The sequence below is a fragment of the Paenibacillus sp. V4I9 genome (assembly GCF_030817295.1).
Classification (GTDB): Bacteria; Bacillota; Bacilli; order Paenibacillales; family NBRC-103111; genus Paenibacillus_E.
Map to the genome: position 1 here is coordinate 7,313,938 of NZ_JAUSZE010000001.1, position 20,417 is coordinate 7,334,354.

Sequence of the window (20,417 nt, forward strand, 5' to 3'; positions counted from 1 at the left end):
TCAAATTGTAGAAACCAGAAGAAAAAATTGGAAAATTCATATCGGAAGGATGGCGTATTTTTATGAAAAAACATTTCGTTGTATTAATGGGGGTAGCTGTATTAGCCACCTCGACTAGCGGCCTTGTATTACCGGTACATTCAGCGTACGCGAGTGATGCTCTTACGCCTGACAGTCAGACTCAAGAGGCAGCAACTTCAGACGATGCTGCATCAATACCTGTAGATTATCCTACCTTGGTATTGAACAGATGGCTGAGCAAGCTAGACCAGTATACCGCCGCCGCTGCAGATACAGATAGTAGTGATGTGCTTAACGCAATTGCAAATAATCAAAGCCTAGTAGCCGCTTCCGGGCTGGGACAATCAGATTTGGTTGCAAGGCTCACCGATTTCTTCTTACAAGATCTTGCCTATCAGGTTAAATCAGGCGAACTCACGCAGAAAGAATCAACACAACTTCAACAGCTTGCCACTTCTCAAATTAACGATCTCGTTTCCGGTAGTTGGAAAAAAACGGCCTTTACGACGTCCATACATAACAATGGATCTGCTATTATACATAATCGCCTGCAAAACATCATCTCGGATACAGCAGGAATTGCAACAGAAACTAACTCCTCTGGGCTAAGGGCTGCCCTTCGTAATGGACAAAGCTTAGCCGAAGCTGCAGGGATTGACGCTGGTACATTGACGGATTCCTTGACAGCCTTGCTGAATAGTGACTTGCAGGCGGCTGTAACAACCGGTGGGCTCCAAGCCGACCTTCTCGATAAAGCCGAGCAAATCGGAGCTGCGGCTGTGGGACAGATTGTCAGGGAGAACGGCTACGATATAGCAACAACGGGCTGGATGGAGAAATACGGCCAATCTGTTCTCGCCGATAAAATGGATTGGACCATTCAAGCAACAGCTATCTTCGCAAATAAAGATTATAGCGATGTGATCGACGCTTTGAGCTCAGGACAAAATTTGGTTTCAGCGTCGGGTCTGGCCTATGACGACTTGCTCTCCCAATTAACGAGCAACATAAACCAAGGATTTGAAACCGAATGGCAAGCTGGTAATATCTCCGCTAAATTGGCGAGCCAGCTCGAGCAAAGTGCTGCCAAACAACTAGGCGACGCTATCACACAAAATGGATACGGACAGAGCATTGTCGGCAGCAGCAACAAAGGAATCGCTGCTGAAAGTATACGCTCCATCATCAGCGATAGCGCCGGGTACATCGGTTCTCCTGTAGGTGACCTGGAAGCCGCATTAGGTTCAGGAAAAACGCTGGTAGAGGCAACAAACCTTGCAGACGGCGAGCTTCTTGGGGTTCTACAATCCAGAGTTGATAACTATTTGAGCAAAGCCGTTCAAAATGGCTGGTTGAATGCCAATGATAAAAATGCGACGAAACAAGATGCTTATGCATTGCTGAATGACGCCATCGGTACACGAGGCTACAAGGTCCCGGTTGATGCGAAAAGCTACTTGGTAGAACGCTTGGACCGTATTATTAATGATGTCGCTACCGTTTCGAATATCGAGGCTGCTGATCTGACGAAGCGTGTAGCACAAGGTCAGAGTTTGGCACAAGCGGCACAAACCGATTCCGATTCCTTGCTCTATAAATTGTTAGCTCAAGCGAACGAGAATATGAATGCCTTTGTGACTGCTGGAAGTGTCAGCGAGAATGACGCTGCCGCATTCAAAACCGATTATGCATCAGGTGTCAGTCAACTGCTGAGTATTAACGATTAAGAGTGGAGAAAGCCACTCTTGTTAAAGGCGCGAATGTCATCGGATTTATGGACCAGCATTGACGAAAAGCCTTCCTCCTATCGGTAATGTATGGAAAATCGTTGTAGGCGATAAACAAGAATAAGTTATTACTATTAAAAAATCTAAGAAACCTTCCACTGTTGGAGGGTTTTTTTGCTTATTTGTAAAGTATCCACACTGTCCAAATGGTCTGTTTTTTGATACAATAACTGAAAATTCAATCGTAAGGGGACTCATATGGAATACATTAGCACTCGCGGAAAAGTAGAACCCATCGGCTTCATCGATGCCATCTTGATGGGATTGGCAGACGACGGCGGTTTACTTGTTCCTAAGCATATCCCACAATTATCAGCAGATACGTTACAGAAGTGGCAAAAGCTCTCCTACTCGGAGTTGGCTCTTGAAATCTTCTCGCTATATGTGAATAACGAAATCCCGCGCAATGAGCTGAAGCAGCTGGTTGACGACAGCTATGCAACCTTCCGGGATGACGCTGTGACACCTGTCAAACGTCTGAACGACGGTACGTATGTGCTGGAGTTGTTCCACGGACCTACTTTTGCTTTCAAAGACATTGCTCTGCAATTCTTGGGCAATCTTTACTCGTACGTTTCTCGCAAAACGAATTCGATTATCCATATTCTTGGAGCCACTTCTGGGGATACTGGGGCTTCGGCCATTGAAGGTGTGCGCGGTAAAGAAGGCATCCGGATTTGTATCCTTCACCCCCACGGGAAAGTCAGCAAGGTTCAAGAACTGCAAATGACCACCGTTGATGACGCGAACGTGCTGAATCTTTCCGTTGAAGGCACTTTCGACGACTGCCAGCGCATTATCAAGGAATTGTTCGCTGATGTTGAGTTCAAGCACCGCTACCATTTGCGCGCGATTAACTCAATCAACATTGCCCGCATTTTGGCACAAACGGTATATTACTTCTATGCTTACTTCCAATTAGCAAACAATAATCAGGCTGAGAAGGTCAACTTCAGCGTGCCGACAGGTAACTTCGGCGATATCTTCGCTGGCTACTTGGCACAGAAAATGGGCCTTCCTATCCATAAGCTCATTCTCGCAACGAACGAAAACAATATTCTTGAGCGTTTCGTACAGGACGGCGTTTACCAACCAGGTGCGTTCCGCGGAACGCACAGTCCTTCCATGGATATTCAAGTGGCTAGCAACTTCGAACGCTACTTGTTCTACCTCTATGGCGAAGACGCGCAAGCTGTCTCGGCTATCATGGATCAATTCAAAGCTGATGGCCGCGTTATTATTCCAGCCGACAAGCTGCAGGTTGTGCAAGCTGACTTCGCTGCATATGGCGTTCAGAATGAAGAGTGCCTGGATACTATCAGCGAGTACTATAAGAAATACGCGTATCTGCTCGATCCGCACACAGCTTGCGGGGTAGCTGCTGCTGACAAGCTTGCTGTAGACGGCGAAGTGACGGTTGCCCTTTCAACAGCTCATCCGGCTAAATTCGATGAGTCGATCCGTTTGCGCAGCATTGAGCAGACTTATCCGCAGCAAATTCAAGCATTGTTCGACAAGCCGCAGTTCCAGACGGTTGTTGGCGGTACGAACGACGTGATTAAGGATCAACTTGTTAAGTTTTTCTAAGGATGTGAAGAAGCCTCGAAGACGACTGTCTTCGAGGTTTTTTTTACACTCGTTTATCCCTGTTACTTAAACTGTTTAGGGAATTGTTTAATGATCCCATCTGAAAGAAAATCGGCCAGCATAATAATATGCTCCTAGCCTTGATCGAATGCAGCAATATCGGATCCCAATCTTTTTTAAGCCTAGCTGACACATTGTTTGTGAGCAATTGCAAGTGCCCATATAACAGATCTTGCAGCGTTTTCATGGGCCAATTCGGGTTTGCCTTGCTGAGAAATGCGGCGATATCGTCGGCATTACGATACCATTCCTTATTATACTTCTCGAAATCAGGCGCATTACCGCCTTTGGCTGGACTATTTTCATTCATAAAAAAATCAGTCCTCCGACCGATACCCATCCTCCCCCTTAGTAGGAAGACACTTCCACCTTGTCATGATATCCTTAAAGTAATTGCGAATTGATAATAACGTTTAGGAGTGAGCATGTTGAATATGAATCGCAGCGCCTTTCTGGGCCCTATATTGATTATCTTAGGTATTTTTATGTTTCTAAAAGGTGATAGTACGTTCAATACCGGTACCATTTTCGAGTATTTCTGGCCAACTTTGTTTGTCATACCCGTGGGAGTGTTTTTCCACTGGTTATACTTCTTCATCCTGCAGCGGCGGGGTGTTGGCTTGCTTGTCCCAGGAGGGATTGTTTTAACGGCTGGTGTCATTTTCCAAATCTCCATGCTGTTCGATATCTGGCACCTTATGTGGCCTGGATTTATGTTGGCAGTTGCTGTTGGTTTATTCGAACTGTACTGGTTCGGAGGACGAAATAAATGGTTGCTCATCCCGATTAACATTCTAACCGTCATGTCCCTTTTGTTCTTCGCCATTTTCTCCATAGGCTCCATTTTCAGCAAATTTTTCCATAACCAACCGATCATTGCTATCGTTCTCATCATAGCAGGCGGATTAATGATGATTACGCGTAATCGGAAATCAATGTAACTCTATCGCAGGCTAAATCCGCGTTATCCCCGCGATTGTTGCAGAAAATACAACAATTACAGCTTAATGAGAAAAAACTAAAGGAATTGTTGTAAGTTGTACAACTTAAGCGGGGAATAGAATTACATGTTTAAAACGAAAAGGAGCCTCATGAATTTCTCATGGGCTCCTCTTTATTTATACCTTTACAACAAATTGATAGGCGCCCGACTGGCTGCCATCCGCGTTGTTTTTAATATCCATCAGCAGTGCCTTGTTGTAGATGCCATCCTTCGCATTGCCCGCTTCATTCGGGAAGAAAAGCTGACTCGTCAGCACCTGACCATTCGGCGCCTGCACCTTCACATGAATATGGCGCGTTCGCCCTGGGTACAAGCCCGGCACAATCGTTTCCAACGTAAACTTGCCTTTATCGTCCGTATATTGATGCCCCCGAAGGGTGAAGCCTTTGTTATCATATTGACCGTCGGCATCTGCCTGCCAGAAGTCCAATAATGCATGCGCAACCGGCTTACATGTCGTGGATATCACGTAGCCTACAAGCGTAAGCTTCGATCCTTTCATCCCTTGCTCTAGCAGAGAACTTTTCTCCGGCGAGTTAGGCGTAAAATACGGACCTTCGGTAACAGCTGGCGTCATCTCCTCTGGTGAACCACACGCAGGTGTTGGCTCCAGATTCGCAGCTTTCGGTGATTCGCTCGCTGTTTCCTTCGCTTGATTACCCTCAGGCTGAATCGTTGCTCCGCCAGTCGTTGCTCCGCCGCCCAAATTGATTCCGCAGGCAGCTAACGCCGCACTGGTGACCATTAGAGCACTGGATACCAAGAACCGGCGACGCGTTATTTTCATACTCGAAGATTTCGACTCATTTTGCTTCTCTTCCATATGTCGTCCCCCCATTTCAATCTCTTGTACGAATAGAATAGCATGGAACTGGGGGAAATTCCCTGAAATTTAGCCGAAAATTGGCTTAAAGTTTACTGAAATTAGGCGACGAATAGGCGAAAATACGGTTCTGTAGCTATTTTGAAACAAAAGGATTCCCTTCGACCCAGAATCGCCACGGATATTCTCTGGCCTCCCCACTATTGTCGATGCCGATTCTCGGTCCAGCCGCAACGGATTCTACTGTTTTTCCTTCGGCAATGAAGAGAGGACGCTCAAAGAAAGGCCTTCCATAATCCTCTTTTACAATGCCAAGGGCTTTCGTTAGTTTGCCGGGACCGTTGGTGAGTTCCTTTAGCTTTTTATCTTGGCCGCGGCGATCAAACATGAGATCAATTCCTGTACATGGCTCCACAGCTCGAATTAAGACAGCCTCTGGATGGCCGAGCTCCCCGCTAACAATGTTCACCAGACAATGGGTATGCATCACATAGGTATAAACATAGCCTGGAGGGCCAAACATCACTTCCGTTCTTGGTGTCCTGCGATTGCCAAAGCTATGTGCGGCGCGATCTCCCGGCCCTATATAGGCCTCTGTTTCTACAATCCAGCCTGCGGCTATGCCTAATTCGGTTTCTTTCACAAGCAGTTTGCCGAGCAGTGAACGAGCCAAGAGCAGTGTGGGTTGCCCAAAAAACGCAGCAGCTACGGGTTGGGAAGACAGAACATTCATCTCCATTTAAGTCATTCCCTTGATCCTTTGAGTAATAAGCTCAACATCCTGGACGAAATATTTCATAAGGACGGGTCTCCGGCGTACAGCGAGTGGATGATAAGAGAAAGCAATAGGTAACCCTTGGAATGTGTGCCACCTACCCCTATAGCTTTTTACATCGGCACCAACATCCGGAAACATAGAATCCACAACAACATTTCCTAGTCCAAACAACAAACTGGGTTTCTTCTCTTCAAGTTGAAGCTTTAAATGGGAAGAGCATGCCTCTTTGGCTACGGGCTTGTTATAAGCTCGAATCGGGCGGCACTTCAATAAATAACTTACATAAACCAAACCCAAATCCAGCCCCGCTTCCCTCATCCCCATCTGTAAAGTTTCCCTTGTACCGCATACGAAAGCTTGTCCCTCCTTGTCTTCACGGGCACCCGGGTTATCCATAATAATGAAAATCGGAGCTTCGGGATTACTTCCCCCCAAATCACACGATGACGCTGCTTGGAAAGCTCACATTGCTGGCATGCGATGGCATGAGAAGGTGCAGTTTCCTCTTCTAAAATAACGGCTTTGAAATCTGACATTCTACGCCTCCTATACCTATCTCAGATGGGTCTTAAGTCATTTTTCCCTTTATATCAAAGCTGCTATTCTTTACGAAAAAAAGACCCGATCAGTATCTGATGGGGTCCCGACTTCTTTATTATCCTACAACCAAACTATCCTGACCCAAGTTATCCCCTGTGGTTTGTTTGATCTGTTTACTTCTTAATTGTCCACACGCGGCATCAATATCCGTTCCATGCTCAAGACGAACACTGCAGCTAATTCCCTGCTTTTTCAACGTATCATAGAAAGCCCGTACGGATTCCCGCTCGCTCCGTTGATATTGACTATGCTCATCCACTGGATTGTAAGGAATTAAGTTCACATTGGCAAGATGGCGAATATGCTGGATGAGCTCTGCTAATTGCAGCGCATGCTCTCTACCGTCGTTAACATCCTTCAGTAGAATGTACTCCAATGTAATTCTCCGGTTCGTTTTCTCCAAATAGTACTCGATCGCCTTCATTAATTTCTCAATCGGAATCGCTTTGTTTATTTTCATGATCCGGGTACGAAGCTCATTCGTCGGGGCATGCAGAGAAATCGCCAGATTTACCTTCAGATCCGAGTCCGCGAATTCGATAATTTTATTAGCAAGACCACTAGTTGATACTGTAATATGTCTAGCGGCAATGTCTAGGCCTTTTTGATCTTTCACAACGCGGATGAAATCAACCATATTTTCAAAATTATCAAATGGCTCGCCAATCCCCATCACAACAATGTGGCTGACACGTTCACCTTTGGCCGCTTTGTCCAAATGAAACTGAACCTTCATAATTTGTTCCACGACTTCAGCGCTGGATAGATCACGACTTTTGGCCAAAAGCCCGCTCGCACAGAAGCTGCACCCAATGTTACAGCCGACCTGCGTTGTTACACATACGGATAACCCAAATTTGTGTCTCATCAACACGGTTTCGATCAAATTACCATCCTGCAGCTTGAAAAGGAACTTCATCGTGCCGTCCGCTGATTCTTGCCTCGTATGTTCAGTCAATGTCTGAATGACGAAATGCTCTTCCAAACTCTGAATACAATCCTGCTTTACATCCGTCATCTCTGAGAAGTCGGTTACCCGCTTCCGATATAGCCAATCCCAGACTTGTAATGCCCGCGATTTTTTGTGTCCATTTTCCTCAAGCCATGCAATCAATTGATCCAACGTTAATCCATAGATGGATTGTTTATTCATCGTTATCCTCTTTTCAAGACTTTCACATACAGTCCTATTCTACTAAGCAGCCGAAGCGTACCATCTGTTTATTATTGTGCCAAAAATCCTTCATGAACACAAGGGGAGTGAGAAGGCATACCTGTTCCTTTATCTACCTCTTATTTTACCATCCTTTTTCGAAAAATACGCTATTCTCCTAATCTATTAATCCATACAGTTCCCACCACTTTTACGTAGAATAGGATAAAAGGAAGTGAGAAAACATGGCATCCAAAACGCAGAAACTCCCTGTTTATTTTAAAAAACAAGCGGTCCTGCTTAAAAAACGCCGTATTCGTCCTAAGCAGATCCCCATCATCCAAGCAACATGGTCTATCGAAGCAAATGGATTTAGAGGACTGCTAAATACTATTATCGCTCGTAATGGCTTTGTGACAGGAACGGTATTCGGGAATACCATTCGAGGGTGGTATGACGTTCCTTCTGGTAAAATTACTTTCCTAAGATTTGTGCCGGGTGGCAGCATCCCAGGAATAAACAACCAGCTTTATGAAGGCTATATTCAAAGGTCTACAATCAACCGCGGGATCACGTTTACCGGTTCATTTATTACCGTTGGTAACGGCTCATCTGCTCAACTGAATAAATTCAGCTGGGTAGCTAGAGCTATCATCTTAGTATGAGAATCAAATAAAATATAAGGCACCTCCAAATAGCTGGGGGTGCCTTTTATGAATACATCCTTTCACATATACAAATAATGTAACTAGTACGTGAAGGAGGACAAACAATGAACAATCAACGCGCTCAAGAGATTGCTGTTTCACCTGTCATGGTTGATGTCACTTATAATGGGACGCCAATCTACATTCAAAATGTCGACGAAAAGAATGAAACCGCCAGAATTTATCCTTTGGATCAACCGGAAAATGAGCAAAGTGTCCCTTTGAACAGTCTAGTCGAGCGTTCTCAAATGCTGGAGATGGAAGATGTTAAAATGATATGCCCGCTGCCTCCGAATGATTGAAAAGAAGTAGGAAAAAGAAAGAGGATACCCACGTGGTATCCTCTTTACTAATGATATTTGTAAAGGTCTATGAAAATTTAATTAAACCTACCGAATGCAAGAATACACAAACGATGAGTATGGGAGCTACCACACGCAGCAAGAACATCCAAGCTTTATACCAAAAACCCTTCAAACCCGCTTCTTCTCCAGCCTTTTTCCACGCGTAGCCAGTAAACAAGGTAACCACTAACCCACCGAATGGCATCAGTACATAGGAAGTAATGAAGTCCATCCAATCAAAAATGCTTTTACCCCCAGGATGGAAATCCCCTAGCACGCCTCCAACAGAAAGCCCTGAAGGAACACCTACCAAGAAGCAAAGTATGGATAAGATAACTGCAGATTTTTTGCGGCTCCACTGCCATTTGTGCATGGCATAAGCGACTGGAACTTCTAAGATGGAAATTGCTGAAGTCAACGCCGCAATGGCTAGAAGCAAGAAGAATAGACCACCAAAGAAGAAACCAAATGGCATTTGCGAGAACGCTGCAGGCAGCGCCATGAACGCCAAACCTACGCCTTCACCAGGCTGAAGCCCGTAAGAGAACACCGTAGGGAAAATGACTAGACCCGCGATGAAAGCATATACTAAATCACCAAAACCAATGGCGAGCGTCGCCGTACCCAGTGATTGTCTTTTTTCCACATAAGACCCATAGGTTAACATACAGCCCATCCCTAGCGATAAGGAAAAGAACGCATGTCCTAAAGCAACTAGCGCAGACTCCGCATCCAGCTTGGAGAAGTCAGGTTTCAAGAAGAAGGATACCCCCGCTGCTGCCCCTGGAAGCGTAAGCGAACGGAACATAAGAATGAGTAGGATGATGAGAAAACCAGGAATCAAAATTTTGTTGAATTTCTCGATACCACCAGAAACCCCCTTGGCAATAACCCACCCTGTAACCAACATAACAACAGCCTGCCAGAAGATAGGCCAGTAGCCCGAAGCGAATGATAGGAACTTCTCTTTATAGTCGGAGCCCTCTTGAAACAAGAGGCCAGTAAACGATTCTACCGTATAATGGAGCGTCCATCCCGCGACTACCGCGTAGTAGGACATAATCATGAAAGCGGTTAGAATTGATAATAACCCGAATGCTCCCCAGTATTTTTTGCCCGTTAGATTAAAGAAGGATACCGATGCATTCCCTCTGCCGCCGCGGCCAATCGTCATCTCTGCAAGCAAAATAGGTAAGCCTACAATTATTAAACAAATAATGAACAACAGGAAAAAGGCGGCACCGCCATGTTTACCCGTAATGTAGGGAAACTTCCACATGTTGCCGAGCCCTACCGAGCTGCCGATCGCAGCCAAAATAAAACCAGTAGACGTAAATCGTTCAACCGTTCCTGTTTTCTTGCTTGCTGTTTGTCTTGATGTCTGATCGTTACTCATGATGAATGAATATCTCCTAACGTTATTTAGATGAAATAATGTTACTGGAAAATCCTTCTCGCGTCACCTTGTAAAATTTCACAAAGTTCCCAATTGCAGAAATGCGAGTTGTGCCTCTATTCTTTATCAATCGTTTGATGGATACCATCTTCATAAAAATCAAAGACAAGCTGTTGTTTCGTACCTCTTGCCGCATAGAACACGTCCGATAACTTTTTCCCCTTGCGTTTCAACTCAAGTTCCAACCATTCCTTAGTCAGTCCGTTATTCTCTAGGTTTTTCTCCATCATTTTTCCATCCATAATTAATTCTATGGGAAAAACTTGGGCGTTTGGAAGAAGCTTCATATCCTTTTTAGTTACATATTTGTACTCGTCTTTTTTTAATACCGATACCACTCCGTTATCTTCAAGAACGGCATAGTCCACTTCCTCTATGTCAAAAACCCCTTTTTCCCTCAAGGCTTGGTCCAAGGAATCCAATGTATATCTTACCTTTCTCATATTATCTTCAAGAATTTTCCCACCTTCAATAAGTACGGTTGGAGAACCAGATATCCAATTTCTCATTTTGCGGCTCTTTAATGCAATGACGGATAGCAAATAGGACGTTACGGTTATGACAATGAGCGATAATATCAAATACGAAAGCTTTATTGTTTCATTGAATGCCAAGTTAGCAGCAATAGCTCCTAATGTTATACCGGTTACAAAATCATGAAACGTCATATTGGAAATCGTCTGTTTACCAAGCATTTTGGCTATCAACAGAAGAACTAAAATAGATAGAACGGTTCGAATTAGAATATCCATGTAGGCATGCATACTTATGTCCCCTCCTCCCCTGTCATTATCTCCTAAACGGAAAAGAAAAAACCAAAAAGCCTCTGCGCGATGGAACCATTTCCCATGCTAAAACGACTCTCTTAGTATACTTTTTGATACTATAGTACTTAAAAGTAGGTACTTGCTTTTAGTTGCAATACCATTAATAATAAATGGAGTAATTGTCAGTTGATGACCGCGCTCACACCGTCGACCGTGAATACGGAGCTAGCTGTGAACGCTGGTCTTCCCATAGGCGATGAGGATCGCATGATGCAAGCGGAAGATGAAGAGGAGCTCATCCTGGCTGCACTGAAATTGCCACCACGCGTTTTCTTGAAAACCGCTGGAATTTGGACAACGAACCCACAATAATCACCAATTAGACAGGCGTATAAATATATCATTGGAGGTTACTAGAATGACTCAGAAATTGTTTGCTTCGTATGATTTGAAAGGTTTGCACATAAATAATCGCATCGTCATGGCGCCAATGTGTCAATATTCGGTTACAGCCAAAGACGGGAAGCCGAATGAATGGCACTACGTTCACTATCTTAGCCGCGCTATTGGCGGTACAGGCCTCATTATCATGGAAATGACGGATGTTGATCCCGATGGCCGCATTACCGATTTGGACCTAGGCATATGGTCAGACGAGCACATTCCGGCCTTCGCCAAAATTATCGACGGTGTACACGCGCATAATGGCAAAATCGGGATTCAGATCGCACATGCTGGACGCAAAGCAGAAGACGCGGCAGTCCCCATTGCCCCATCTGCGATTAAGTTTCCTGGTTCAGCTTACAAAATGCCGCGCGCCCTTACAACCGAAGAGGTTCAAGACGTGGTTCAAAAATTCGGTCATGCAGCCCGCCGTGCTGTACAAGCTGGTGTGGATACGATCGAGCTGCACGGAGCCCACGGCTATTTGATTCATCAGTTCCAATCGCCTCTAACCAATAAACGAGATGATATTTATGGTCAAGACCTTGCCCGTTTCGGCGTAGAAGTCATTCAAGCCGTCAAAAAAGAAATGCCTGCTGACATGCCGCTCATCTTCCGTATCTCCGCAGTGGAGTATGCCGATGGTGGATATGATATTGATCATGCCATCGAGCTGTCCAAAGCCTACCAAGCTGCAGGTGTAGATGCTTTTCATGTGAGTTCAGGCGGAGAAGGACCAGCCGGAGAGAGAAAACCCGGCAATTACCCAGGCTACCAGGTTCCGTTCGCACGTAAAATCCGTCAGGCACTGAGTGTACCCGTCATTGCAGTAGGTATGCTCGAAGATCCAGCGCTTGCTGAATCCGTTATCGGCAGTGAAGACGCAGACTTCGTAGCGATTGCCCGGGGCATGCTGCGTGATCCGTATTGGGCTACGCATGCAGCTATTACGCTTCGCAATGAAACAAACAATATTCCAAAACAATATATTCGAGCTTACTAATATGGAAAAATGATCCTCCCTAGTTATCTAAGGGTGGATCATTTCCGTTTGCTTCTGGTATTCTTGAGCTGGTTGCCACTAAACCTTGACACTTACAAAAAACCGCACCTCTTTACCTATTTTTTAAAAGACATGTCTTGATTATAAGCTTAGAAAACTAAATAATATGAAATGGTCTTATTGATCGGCACGACTTGTTTACAATTGGAGCCAGAGTACACACAACAGAAAGGTTGCCATTGACATCATGGAGTTATCTCACCGTATTACCAAGGAACAAGTAACCAAAGAACCGTTCCCCATCTCTATACTTTCTCTTACAGTTGGCGCCTTTGCCATTGGAATGACTGAATTTGTCATCATGGGTCTTCTTCCTAATGTCGCTAATGATTTGCATGTCAGCATCTCATCCGCAGGACAACTCATTACGATGTATGCCCTCGGGGTAGCTATCGGTGCGCCAATCCTGACGGTTCTCACCCACCGAATCCCGCAAAAGAAACTGTTATGTCTGCTAATGGTTTTATTTATTCTAGGTAACGGAATCTCACTTTTCGCTCCAAGCTATGCCATTCTGATGGGAGCCCGTATGATAACCGCATTGACACACGGGACATTCTTTGGCGTCGGAGCTGTTATCGCCTCCAATCTTGTACGCCCGGACAAGCGTGCCGGGGCCGTATCCATTATGATGGCCGGTCTAACCATTGCGAATATTATCGGTGTTCCTCTGGGGACATTTATCGGTCAACACATGGGGTGGCGATCCTCATTTGGCGCGATTGCGATCATGGGAATCATTGCATTAATCGGCATTCTTATCTTCATACCGCAAATTCGGCATGACAAACCAGCGAGTATCGTTAAGCAGATTAGCGCTCTCGCCAAGCCCAAGCTCCTTCTATACCTGCTGATCGGAGCACTAGGCAACGCCGGCCTATTCGCCGTATTTACTTATATTACGCCACTGCTTGTACAAGTCACCGGTTTTGCTGAACATAGTGTAACTTGGATTCTAGTCCTCTTCGGCTGTGGAGTAACCATCGGCAATATCGTTGGCGGGAAGCTTGCGGACTGGAAGCTGATGCCTTCCATTCTGGGACTTTACCTTTCGATATGTGTCCTTCTTACCCTCTTCACCTTTACTATTTATAGTCCAACCGCTGCCGTATTGACTATATTTCTGTGGGGAGCTGCTTCCTTCGCTGTGTTCCCTGGGCTGCAGGTACGAATTATGAGCCTAGCACAGGCGGCGCCAGCACTTGCCTCTACCTCTAGCCATTCCGCCGGTAATCTAGGAAATGCAGCTGGCGCTTTCATTGGAGGATGGGTCATTACCCATCTGGCCATAACAGCCCTTCCTTGGGTCGGAGCCGTACTCGTAGGACTGGCGCTGATCTTAGGATTTGCATGCTATCTAGCAGAACGCAAGCCCGCTAACGTGTAATCACAGCAAACAAATCGCTAGGAAAACATAAAGACCCAATCAGCCTGAGTACAAGCTAATTGGGGTCTTTATTCACTCTGTTCATGTAATTCTTTTTAATGCACGATGCGTAAGAATGCTTTCAATCGTTCGCTAGTAGGCTGATGGAAGATCACTTTGGGATCTCCTTGTTCCTCAATGACTCCATTGTGCATATAAATCACACGATCTGCTACTTCACGAGCAAAGGCCATTTCATGCGTCACAATAAGCATCGTCATTCCTTCTCTGGCAAGCTGTTTGATAACTTGCAGAACTTCACCGACTAATTCGGGATCAAGCGCTGAGGTTGGTTCATCGAACAGCATAATCTTAGGATTCATCGCTAGTGCTCGGGCAATAGCAACACGCTGTTGTTGACCGCCCGAAAGCTTCTTCGGGTAGACATCTTTTTTATCAGACAAACCGACTTTCTGCAAAAGCTCAAGCGCCGTTTTCCTTGCCTCTTCTTTGCTTTTTTTAAGTACGTGCACGAGTGCTTCCATAATATTACCGAGAACGGTCATGTGCGGAAACAAGTTAAACTGCTGAAACACCATGCCAACTTCCTTGCGAATTTGATGAATGTGCTTAACTGAATCATCTAACATCGTTCCATTAATGACGATCTCCCCTGAAGTTTTGGACTCCAGTTTATTGAGGCATCGCAGCAATGTGCTTTTACCGGATCCGCTTGAACCGATTAAAGCGACCACTTCACCTTTGTTGACGGTTAGATTAATCCCTTTCAGCACGTTTAATTCAGCAAAACTTTTACAAAGATTATCAATGCGAATGATCGATTCCAATGTATTCACCTCTTATTGATCGCTTGCGGATAGCCTGTGCTCTACGTTCCTTAAAACGGCGTACACAAGGGTCGTTAGAGCCAAATAAATGGCAGAAGCAGCAATGTAAAATTCGATAAAGGCAAAATTACCAGCCGCAAATTGTTGCGACGTCATCATTAATTCAGAAACCGTAATGACGGAGGCTAGTGAAGTGTCTTTTAACATCGAAATCGCTTGATTTCCTAATGCAGGAACACTCACCCGGAACGCTTGCGGCAATATGATTCGCCAAAGCGTCTTAAAGTAATTCATTCCTAACGATGCAGCAGCCTCCGTTTGCCCCTTTGGGATAGAAAGAATGCCACCCCTAAAAATCTCAGCAATAAAGGCTCCAGCATTAATTCCTAAACCAAGGACGGCAGATTCAAAGGCTCCGATCTGAATGCCGAGCTGCGGTAGTCCAAAGTAAATGAGTAGTAACTGCGCAATCAAGGGAGTCCCTCGGATGATCCAGATATAAAAAGATGCTATCCATTGAAGGGTCTTGGAATTGGAAATTTTCATCAAAGCAGCGAATAAGCCTAGAATTAACCCAATCATTATCGAAAGTATAGAAAGTTCTAAGGTAACCAAGGTTGCTTTCAACAAAAAAGGAAATACTTGCTCTACCGCTGAGAAATTAAGCATACAACCACCTTTTATCGAATGTCTTCGTTAAACCACTTTGTGCTGATTTTGGTGTAGGTGCCATCATCCATGATCGATTTTAAGACGGTATTAATTTCATTCAAAAGAGCGGGCTCGCCTTTATTTACGGCAATACCAATTTTGTAGGTAGTCAGAGGCTTGTCGATTCTTTTCTCTGGATAATTGTTTGCTTTGGCAGTAACCGCACCCACGATTTTATCTGTGATTACGCCGTCTAGACGACCCAGGGACATATCCTGATGGGCAAGTGTGTCATTTTTATATGTGCTTACGATTCCGCCTAATTCTTTAGCATCGTCTGCAAATTTGGAGCCCAGTAATGCACCGATCTTTTTACCAGTCATCTGTTTAGGATCTGTTATAGCGGAGTTCGTCGGCACAAATAATGCAGAATAAGTCGTATAATACGGGTTAGAGAAATCCACTTTCTGTTTCCGTTCTTCCGTAATTCCCATACTCGACAAAAGGATATCGAATTTCTTAGCAAGCAGTCCTGCGATGATGCTGTCCCAAGGAGTTACAACAAAGTTCACCTTTACACCAAGTCTTTTAGCAAATTCATTGGTCAAATCAACGTCAAATCCTACGAGTTTTTTATCATTATCGTAACTGTTAAATGGCGGATAGGCTCCTTCAATACCAACATTGATGACCCCCGCTTTCTTGATCTTGGCTAGTTCATCGCTCACTGAAGGAATTTCGCTTGGTTTGCTTGTTGCAACTGTTGTAGCCGTTGTTGACGTTGCATTCGTAGGTGCTGTTGATTTACCACATGCCGTTAAAGAAATTGCGGTGATTAATACGATCATTGATAGAGTCATCTTTTTCATAAAATGCCCACTCCCCTTGTTTATGCTTAATCGTGTAAGAATATCTTACACTCACTTCACTTACTACAGCATAACATGTATCTAAAAGCCCAACTAATTAAAAAATCCAATCGTAACCATTGTAAACTTTAATGACATACCGAGATAAAAGGTCATACTCCAGCTCTTCATCGTTATAATATCTCACATGATGTTATCATATTTCAACAACCTATTCATTGGGCACCGTATCCAAATACCAAGAATAATACGAGGCCACGGCATGCTGTTTACGGGTAAGCTTCTCGGTTCTTTCTTTCACTTTCTTCGGATCGATGAATACTCTTGCGCTGCCTGTTGTGATCGCCGCTTTGGCGACAGCCATGGCAACATGGGGAGTAACCCTGGGATCAAATGGATGAGGGACCACATAGTTCTCATGCAGCTTATTTTCCGGAATCAAATTCGCAATAGCGTATACCGCAGCCAATTTCATAGCGTCATTAATTTCTCTCGCCCGAACGTCCAAAGCCCCACGGAATATCCCCGGGAAAGCCAGCACATTGTTGATTTGATTGGGGTAATCAGAGCGACCTGTCCCTACGACCTTAGCACCAGCAGCTTTTGCATCCGCAGGCATAATTTCAGGGTCTGGATTTGCCATGGCGAAGATAATTGGATCGCTTTTCATAGTTTTAATCATCTCCTGAGTAACTGTCCCAGCTGCTGATACCCCAATAAATACATCTGCCCCTCTTAATGCAGCAGCCAAATCACCTCTTTCTAGCGCCTTGTTAGTGATCCGTGCAACGACTTCTTTCATGGGATTCATCCCTTCAAGTCGTCCTTCATAAATAATTCCCTTGGTATCGCAGAGAATCATATTTTTCGCACCCATTTGGTCTAAAAGCTTTACGATCGCAATCCCAGCAGCTCCCGCTCCACTCACAACGATACGAATTTGGTCCATCGATTTATGAACCAATTTCAGGGCGTTAATTAATCCAGCAGCCGTAACGATTGCTGTACCGTGTTGATCATCATGAAAGACAGGAATGTCGCACTCTTTGACAAGTCGCTCTTCAATTTCGAAACACTGCGGCGCAGCAATATCTTCAAGATTAATGCCTCCAAAGGTAGGTGCCAGCAGCTTAACGGTTGTAATGATCTGTTCCACATCTAGCGAGTCCAAGCAAATCGGAAAGGCATCTACCCCGGCGAATGATTTAAACAGAATGGCTTTCCCTTCCATTACCGGCATTGCCGCACTAGGTCCAATATTGCCTAAACCTAAAACTGCCGTCCCATTCGTAACAACGGCGACTAGATTTCCTTTTATCGTATAATCGTAAACTTTGTCTGCATCCTTGAAGATTTCCATGCAGGGTTCGGCAACGCCAGGAGAGTAAGCAAGACTTAAATCTTTGGATGTCGATATAGGAACCTTAGAAATCATCTCCAGCTTGCCTTGGTACTTCTTATGCATAATCAGAGCTTCTCCTATATTGGACACAGGCAAATCCCCCTTTTATTCAAATCCACCCTCGCCATTTGGTTGCTTCCACGACTCGCTTTAGTCCGACAATGTACGCTGCTAATCTCATATCTATCTTTTTCTGGACAGAAGTTTGATAGACGCTATGGAAGGATTTAATCATGATATGTGTCAACTTTTCGTTCACTTCTGCTTCTGGCCAGTAGTAACCCTGATTGTTTTGCACCCATTCAAAATAAGAGACGATCACGCCGCCTGAGCTGGCGAGCACATCTGGAACGAGCAGGATGCCTCTTTCCGTTAATATTTCCGTTGCTTTCATGGTTGTAGGCCCATTCGCTGCCTCCACAACAATCTTCGCCTTGATATGCGGCGCATTTTCCTCTGTGATTTGATTTTCGATCGCCGCTGGCACGAGGATATCGCAATCTTTGATCAGCAGTTCTTGATTCGTGATTGTATTTGAAAATAAATTGGTCACAGATCCAAAGGAGTCGCGCCTGTCTATGAGGTATTGGACATCTAATCCATCCGCATCGTATAAGGCGCCATTGGCATCGGAAATCCCGACAATTCGGGCTCCGGCATCATGCAGAAATTGAGCAAGGAAGCTGCCAGCATTGCCAAATCCCTGAATAATGACCCGCGCACCCTCTAACTGAATGCCTGCAACTTGAGCCGCTTCTCTAATCAAAATCGTAACACCCATGGCTGTCGACGATTCTCTTCCAGCAGATCCGCCCAAGACGATTGGCTTGCCGGTAATGAAGCCCGGGGCGTCAAACTCCCGAATGCGGCTGTACTCATCCATCATCCACGCCATAATTTGCGCATTGGTATAGACATCAGGAGCTGGGATATCTTTAGTTGGCCCTACAATTTGGCTAATAGCCCGCACATACCCTCGGCTTAAACGCTCCAGTTCTGGGAACGACAAGGAACGCGGGTCGCATTGAATGCCGCCTTTCCCACCGCCATAAGGGAGATCGGCAATGCCGCATTTGATCGTCATCCACATAGAAAGCGCTTTCACTTCTTCGGCAGTTACACTAGGATGAAATCGAATGCCTCCCTTGGTAGGTCCAACAGCATCATTATGCTGCGCTCGATAACCCGTAAAAATTCGAACAGAACCATCATCCATTTTTACTGGAATACGAACCGTTAACAACCGAAGCGGCTCCTTTAACAATTCATAAAAGGCTTCGCTGCACCCCATTTTCTCGAGTGCAACACGAATCACCTCTTGTGTTCTTTCCAAGACATTTGTATTTTCCATGAGCGGCTGTTTCTCTGTAATGGCTTCAGTCGTCGTTAACCCCATCTTGTATCTCTCCTCATAACCCCATGGATTCTGCTAAAAGCTCTACGACATGAACGGCCCGAACGGTGCCGGATAATCCTTCTCGCCTAATTCCTAATTGCATTTGCAGGAGGCATCCAGGATTTGTCGTAACAATAATAGTCGCCTGCGTTTTCTTGGAGTCGATCATTTTGGCATCTAGAATTTCCATTGACTCCTCATAGTTCACCATATTGTATATGCCTGCAGAGCCGCAGCACATATGAGGATTTTCCATTTCCTTGTAGGCAGCACCAGGAACGCTTTTGATCAACGCTAGAGGTTCAGACACAACTTTCTGCACATTGGTCATATGGCATGACCGCTGATAGGTGATGACCGCTTCGATGGGATGTTTGAAAGGGAGTTCGCATTGGGCCAAGAGCTGGCTAATATCCCGATTCTTCTTGGCAAAAGCGGCGGCCCGCTCCTCCCATTCCGGATCACCCTTAAGGAGATGGTCATACTCCACCAACGCAGCACCACATCCGCCGGCATTGTTAACAATAAAGTCTACATCCAGTGATTCAAAAGCCATAATATTCTGCTTCGCCAGATTACGGGCCTCATCCATTCTTCCAGTATGGGCATGCAGCGCGCCACAGCAGGTTTGCTCCTTAATCACATAGACCTCACAGCCTGCTGCCGCTAACAATTCCATTGAAAGTCGATTAATTTTCTCAAACATCGCATCCATGATACAACCGGTGAAGAAGGCAACCTTCCATTTGGTTGGAACCCCTTCACTCGGCTTAAACACATCCGGCCGCTGACGGCGGGCTTTCGGTGATGTGATTGTAGGCAATATCTCTTCAAACGCAGATAAATTGCCCGGCAAAATTCTGCTTAGCTTCCCCTTACGGACTATTTTTTGCAAGCCAGAGGATTGATATAACCACAGCACATTCGACACTTGGTTTAATCGTTTAGAATTGGGCATTAATTTATTGAATAATGCATCTTGTGTCCATTTAACAGGTGCACTTTGGGCTTTCTGCTCGTGCAGAACCTCTCTGGCTCCTTCTAGAATCTTGCCATACTCAACGCCCGAAGGACATGCTGTCTCACAAGCCCGGCAGCCCAGACACAAGTCGATCGATTCTTGCATATCCATGACGGCGATGCGCCCTTCAGCCGCCATTTTTACTAAATTAATTCTTCCGCGGGGGGAATGGGTTTCTTTGCCCATCGACACATAGGTTGGACAAGCAGGTAAGCAGTAGCCGCACTGCACACATTGAATGGTTTCATCGTAAGGAAGTTTTGTCATCTCT

20 protein-coding genes and 2 pseudogenes are annotated in these 20,417 nt (G+C 45.1%); 8 read left to right on the top strand and 14 right to left on the bottom strand.

Annotation, left to right across the window (positions count from 1 at the left end; all coding sequences use genetic code 11):
* The first annotated feature begins 62 nt into the window (after positions 1-62).
* Positions 63-1,748 (top strand): hypothetical protein, encoded by a 1,686-nt coding sequence (locus tag QFZ81_RS33660; RefSeq protein WP_307606215.1) that lies wholly within the window; start codon positions 63-65, stop codon positions 1,746-1,748.
* 258 nt (positions 1,749-2,006) lie between these two features.
* Entirely contained in the window at positions 2,007-3,395 is a 1,389-nt protein-coding gene (gene thrC / locus QFZ81_RS33665) for a threonine synthase (protein ID WP_307606217.1), read from the top strand.
* 43 nt (positions 3,396-3,438) lie between these two features.
* Here thrC and QFZ81_RS33670 read toward each other — a convergent pair whose 3' ends face one another.
* Positions 3,439-3,765, bottom strand: coding sequence for a hypothetical protein (locus QFZ81_RS33670; RefSeq protein WP_373463746.1), 327 nt, complete (start codon positions 3,763-3,765; stop codon positions 3,439-3,441).
* A 124-nt stretch (positions 3,766-3,889) separates the two neighbouring features.
* Here QFZ81_RS33670 and QFZ81_RS33675 point away from each other — a divergent pair, with 124 nt between their 5' ends.
* On the top strand, positions 3,890-4,396 hold the full coding sequence (locus QFZ81_RS33675) for a hypothetical protein (protein ID WP_307607112.1): 507 nt from the start codon (positions 3,890-3,892) through the stop codon (positions 4,394-4,396).
* Between the two features lie 177 nt (positions 4,397-4,573).
* Here the strand turns inward: QFZ81_RS33675 and QFZ81_RS33680 are convergent, their stop codons facing one another.
* The 5 genes from QFZ81_RS33680 to rlmN all read right to left on the bottom strand — a co-directional run bounded on the left by QFZ81_RS33680 (position 4,574) and on the right by rlmN (position 7,812).
* Positions 4,574-5,281, bottom strand: a complete 708-nt coding sequence (locus tag QFZ81_RS33680; RefSeq protein WP_307606219.1) for a dioxygenase family protein — start codon at positions 5,279-5,281, stop codon at positions 4,574-4,576.
* Positions 5,282-5,417: 136 nt separating this feature from the next.
* Positions 5,418-6,020, bottom strand: coding sequence for a DNA-3-methyladenine glycosylase (locus QFZ81_RS33685; RefSeq protein ID WP_307437119.1), 603 nt, complete (start codon positions 6,018-6,020; stop codon positions 5,418-5,420).
* Positions 6,021-6,455 (bottom strand): uracil-DNA glycosylase family protein, encoded by a 435-nt coding sequence (locus QFZ81_RS33690; protein WP_307607114.1) that lies wholly within the window; start codon positions 6,453-6,455, stop codon positions 6,021-6,023.
* Positions 6,374-6,595, bottom strand: coding sequence for a hypothetical protein (locus QFZ81_RS33695; protein WP_307607139.1), 222 nt, complete (start codon positions 6,593-6,595; stop codon positions 6,374-6,376). Before QFZ81_RS33695 ends, QFZ81_RS33690 begins: the two co-directional genes overlap by 82 nt.
* A gap of 119 nt (positions 6,596-6,714) precedes the next feature.
* Positions 6,715-7,812, bottom strand: coding sequence for a dual-specificity RNA methyltransferase RlmN (rlmN, locus tag QFZ81_RS33700; protein WP_307606221.1), 1,098 nt, complete (start codon positions 7,810-7,812; stop codon positions 6,715-6,717).
* 245 nt (positions 7,813-8,057) lie between these two features.
* Between rlmN and QFZ81_RS33705 the strand changes: the two genes are divergently transcribed.
* Positions 8,058-8,477, top strand: a complete 420-nt coding sequence (locus QFZ81_RS33705) for a hypothetical protein (RefSeq protein WP_307437108.1) — start codon at positions 8,058-8,060, stop codon at positions 8,475-8,477.
* 107 nt (positions 8,478-8,584) lie between these two features.
* Positions 8,585-8,758 (top strand): annotated as a pseudogene (locus tag QFZ81_RS33710) (small acid-soluble spore protein H); the annotation flags it as partial.
* A gap of 130 nt (positions 8,759-8,888) precedes the next feature.
* Here the strand turns inward: QFZ81_RS33710 and QFZ81_RS33715 are convergent.
* Together QFZ81_RS33715 and QFZ81_RS33720 are read right to left on the bottom strand one after the other, a co-directional pair.
* Entirely contained in the window at positions 8,889-10,259 is a 1,371-nt protein-coding gene (locus QFZ81_RS33715) for a sodium-dependent transporter (protein WP_307606223.1), read from the bottom strand.
* A 116-nt stretch (positions 10,260-10,375) separates the two neighbouring features.
* Complete coding sequence (locus tag QFZ81_RS33720) at positions 10,376-11,083, bottom strand: DUF421 domain-containing protein (protein WP_307437105.1); 708 nt, start codon at positions 11,081-11,083, stop codon at positions 10,376-10,378.
* 192 nt (positions 11,084-11,275) lie between these two features.
* On the opposite strand from QFZ81_RS33720, the pseudogene QFZ81_RS33725 reads away from it, so the two are divergent.
* The 3 genes and pseudogenes from QFZ81_RS33725 to QFZ81_RS33735 all read left to right on the top strand — a co-directional run.
* A pseudogene (locus tag QFZ81_RS33725) lies at positions 11,276-11,458 on the top strand (short chain dehydrogenase); the annotation flags it as partial.
* A gap of 46 nt (positions 11,459-11,504) precedes the next feature.
* On the top strand, positions 11,505-12,533 hold the full coding sequence (locus QFZ81_RS33730; RefSeq protein ID WP_307606225.1) for an NADH:flavin oxidoreductase/NADH oxidase: 1,029 nt from the start codon (positions 11,505-11,507) through the stop codon (positions 12,531-12,533).
* Positions 12,534-12,780: 247 nt separating this feature from the next.
* On the top strand, positions 12,781-13,980 hold the full coding sequence (locus QFZ81_RS33735) for an MFS transporter (protein WP_307606226.1): 1,200 nt from the start codon (positions 12,781-12,783) through the stop codon (positions 13,978-13,980).
* A 95-nt stretch (positions 13,981-14,075) separates the two neighbouring features.
* Here QFZ81_RS33735 and QFZ81_RS33740 read toward each other — a convergent pair whose 3' ends face one another.
* The 6 genes from QFZ81_RS33740 to QFZ81_RS33765 form a co-directional block, all read right to left on the bottom strand.
* Positions 14,076-14,798 carry an amino acid ABC transporter ATP-binding protein gene (locus tag QFZ81_RS33740; protein WP_307449267.1) on the bottom strand — a complete coding sequence of 241 codons (723 nt, stop codon included), beginning with the start codon at positions 14,796-14,798 and terminating at the stop codon, positions 14,076-14,078.
* Between the two features lie 21 nt (positions 14,799-14,819).
* Positions 14,820-15,476, bottom strand: coding sequence for an amino acid ABC transporter permease (locus QFZ81_RS33745; RefSeq protein WP_307437097.1), 657 nt, complete (start codon positions 15,474-15,476; stop codon positions 14,820-14,822).
* A gap of 11 nt (positions 15,477-15,487) precedes the next feature.
* On the bottom strand, positions 15,488-16,327 hold the full coding sequence (locus QFZ81_RS33750) for a transporter substrate-binding domain-containing protein (RefSeq protein WP_307437094.1): 840 nt from the start codon (positions 16,325-16,327) through the stop codon (positions 15,488-15,490).
* A 211-nt stretch (positions 16,328-16,538) separates the two neighbouring features.
* A complete protein-coding gene (locus tag QFZ81_RS33755; RefSeq protein ID WP_307437089.1) occupies positions 16,539-17,819 on the bottom strand; it encodes an NAD(P)-dependent malic enzyme in 1,281 nt (426 codons plus the stop codon).
* Positions 17,820-17,838: 19 nt separating this feature from the next.
* The gene (locus QFZ81_RS33760) at positions 17,839-19,080 is read right to left on the bottom strand and encodes a Glu/Leu/Phe/Val family dehydrogenase (protein WP_373462724.1); all 1,242 of its coding nucleotides are present in this window, start codon (positions 19,078-19,080) and stop codon (positions 17,839-17,841) included.
* 58 nt (positions 19,081-19,138) lie between these two features.
* The gene (locus QFZ81_RS33765) at positions 19,139-20,413 is read right to left on the bottom strand and encodes a (Fe-S)-binding protein (RefSeq protein WP_307606228.1); all 1,275 of its coding nucleotides are present in this window, start codon (positions 20,411-20,413) and stop codon (positions 19,139-19,141) included.
* Between the last annotated feature and the right edge of the window lie 4 nt (positions 20,414-20,417).

Excerpts from the sequence above, each read along its gene's own strand:
- QFZ81_RS33660 (WP_307606215.1), top strand. The coding sequence starts at position 63 with ATGAAAAAACATTTCGTTGTATTAATGGGGGTAGCTGTATTAGCCACC.
- thrC (WP_307606217.1), top strand. The coding sequence starts at position 2,007 with ATGGAATACATTAGCACTCGCGGAAAAGTAGAACCCATCGGCTTCATC.
- QFZ81_RS33670 (WP_373463746.1), bottom strand. The coding sequence starts at position 3,765 with ATGAATGAAAATAGTCCAGCCAAAGGCGGTAATGCGCCTGATTTCGAG.
- QFZ81_RS33675 (WP_307607112.1), top strand. The coding sequence starts at position 3,890 with ATGAATCGCAGCGCCTTTCTGGGCCCTATATTGATTATCTTAGGTATT.
- QFZ81_RS33680 (WP_307606219.1), bottom strand. The coding sequence starts at position 5,281 with ATGGAAGAGAAGCAAAATGAGTCGAAATCTTCGAGTATGAAAATAACG.
- QFZ81_RS33685 (WP_307437119.1), bottom strand. The coding sequence starts at position 6,020 with ATGGAGATGAATGTTCTGTCTTCCCAACCCGTAGCTGCTGCGTTTTTT.
- QFZ81_RS33690 (WP_307607114.1), bottom strand. The coding sequence starts at position 6,455 with ATGGATAACCCGGGTGCCCGTGAAGACAAGGAGGGACAAGCTTTCGTA.
- QFZ81_RS33695 (WP_307607139.1), bottom strand. The coding sequence starts at position 6,595 with ATGTCAGATTTCAAAGCCGTTATTTTAGAAGAGGAAACTGCACCTTCT.
- rlmN (WP_307606221.1), bottom strand. The coding sequence starts at position 7,812 with ATGAATAAACAATCCATCTATGGATTAACGTTGGATCAATTGATTGCA.
- QFZ81_RS33705 (WP_307437108.1), top strand. The coding sequence starts at position 8,058 with ATGGCATCCAAAACGCAGAAACTCCCTGTTTATTTTAAAAAACAAGCG.
- QFZ81_RS33715 (WP_307606223.1), bottom strand. The coding sequence starts at position 10,259 with ATGAGTAACGATCAGACATCAAGACAAACAGCAAGCAAGAAAACAGGA.
- QFZ81_RS33720 (WP_307437105.1), bottom strand. The coding sequence starts at position 11,083 with ATGCATGCCTACATGGATATTCTAATTCGAACCGTTCTATCTATTTTA.
- QFZ81_RS33730 (WP_307606225.1), top strand. The coding sequence starts at position 11,505 with ATGACTCAGAAATTGTTTGCTTCGTATGATTTGAAAGGTTTGCACATA.
- QFZ81_RS33735 (WP_307606226.1), top strand. The coding sequence starts at position 12,781 with ATGGAGTTATCTCACCGTATTACCAAGGAACAAGTAACCAAAGAACCG.
- QFZ81_RS33745 (WP_307437097.1), bottom strand. The coding sequence starts at position 15,476 with ATGCTTAATTTCTCAGCGGTAGAGCAAGTATTTCCTTTTTTGTTGAAA.
- QFZ81_RS33750 (WP_307437094.1), bottom strand. The coding sequence starts at position 16,327 with ATGAAAAAGATGACTCTATCAATGATCGTATTAATCACCGCAATTTCT.
- QFZ81_RS33760 (WP_373462724.1), bottom strand. The coding sequence starts at position 19,080 with ATGGAAAATACAAATGTCTTGGAAAGAACACAAGAGGTGATTCGTGTT.
- QFZ81_RS33765 (WP_307606228.1), bottom strand. The coding sequence starts at position 20,413 with ATGACAAAACTTCCTTACGATGAAACCATTCAATGTGTGCAGTGCGGC.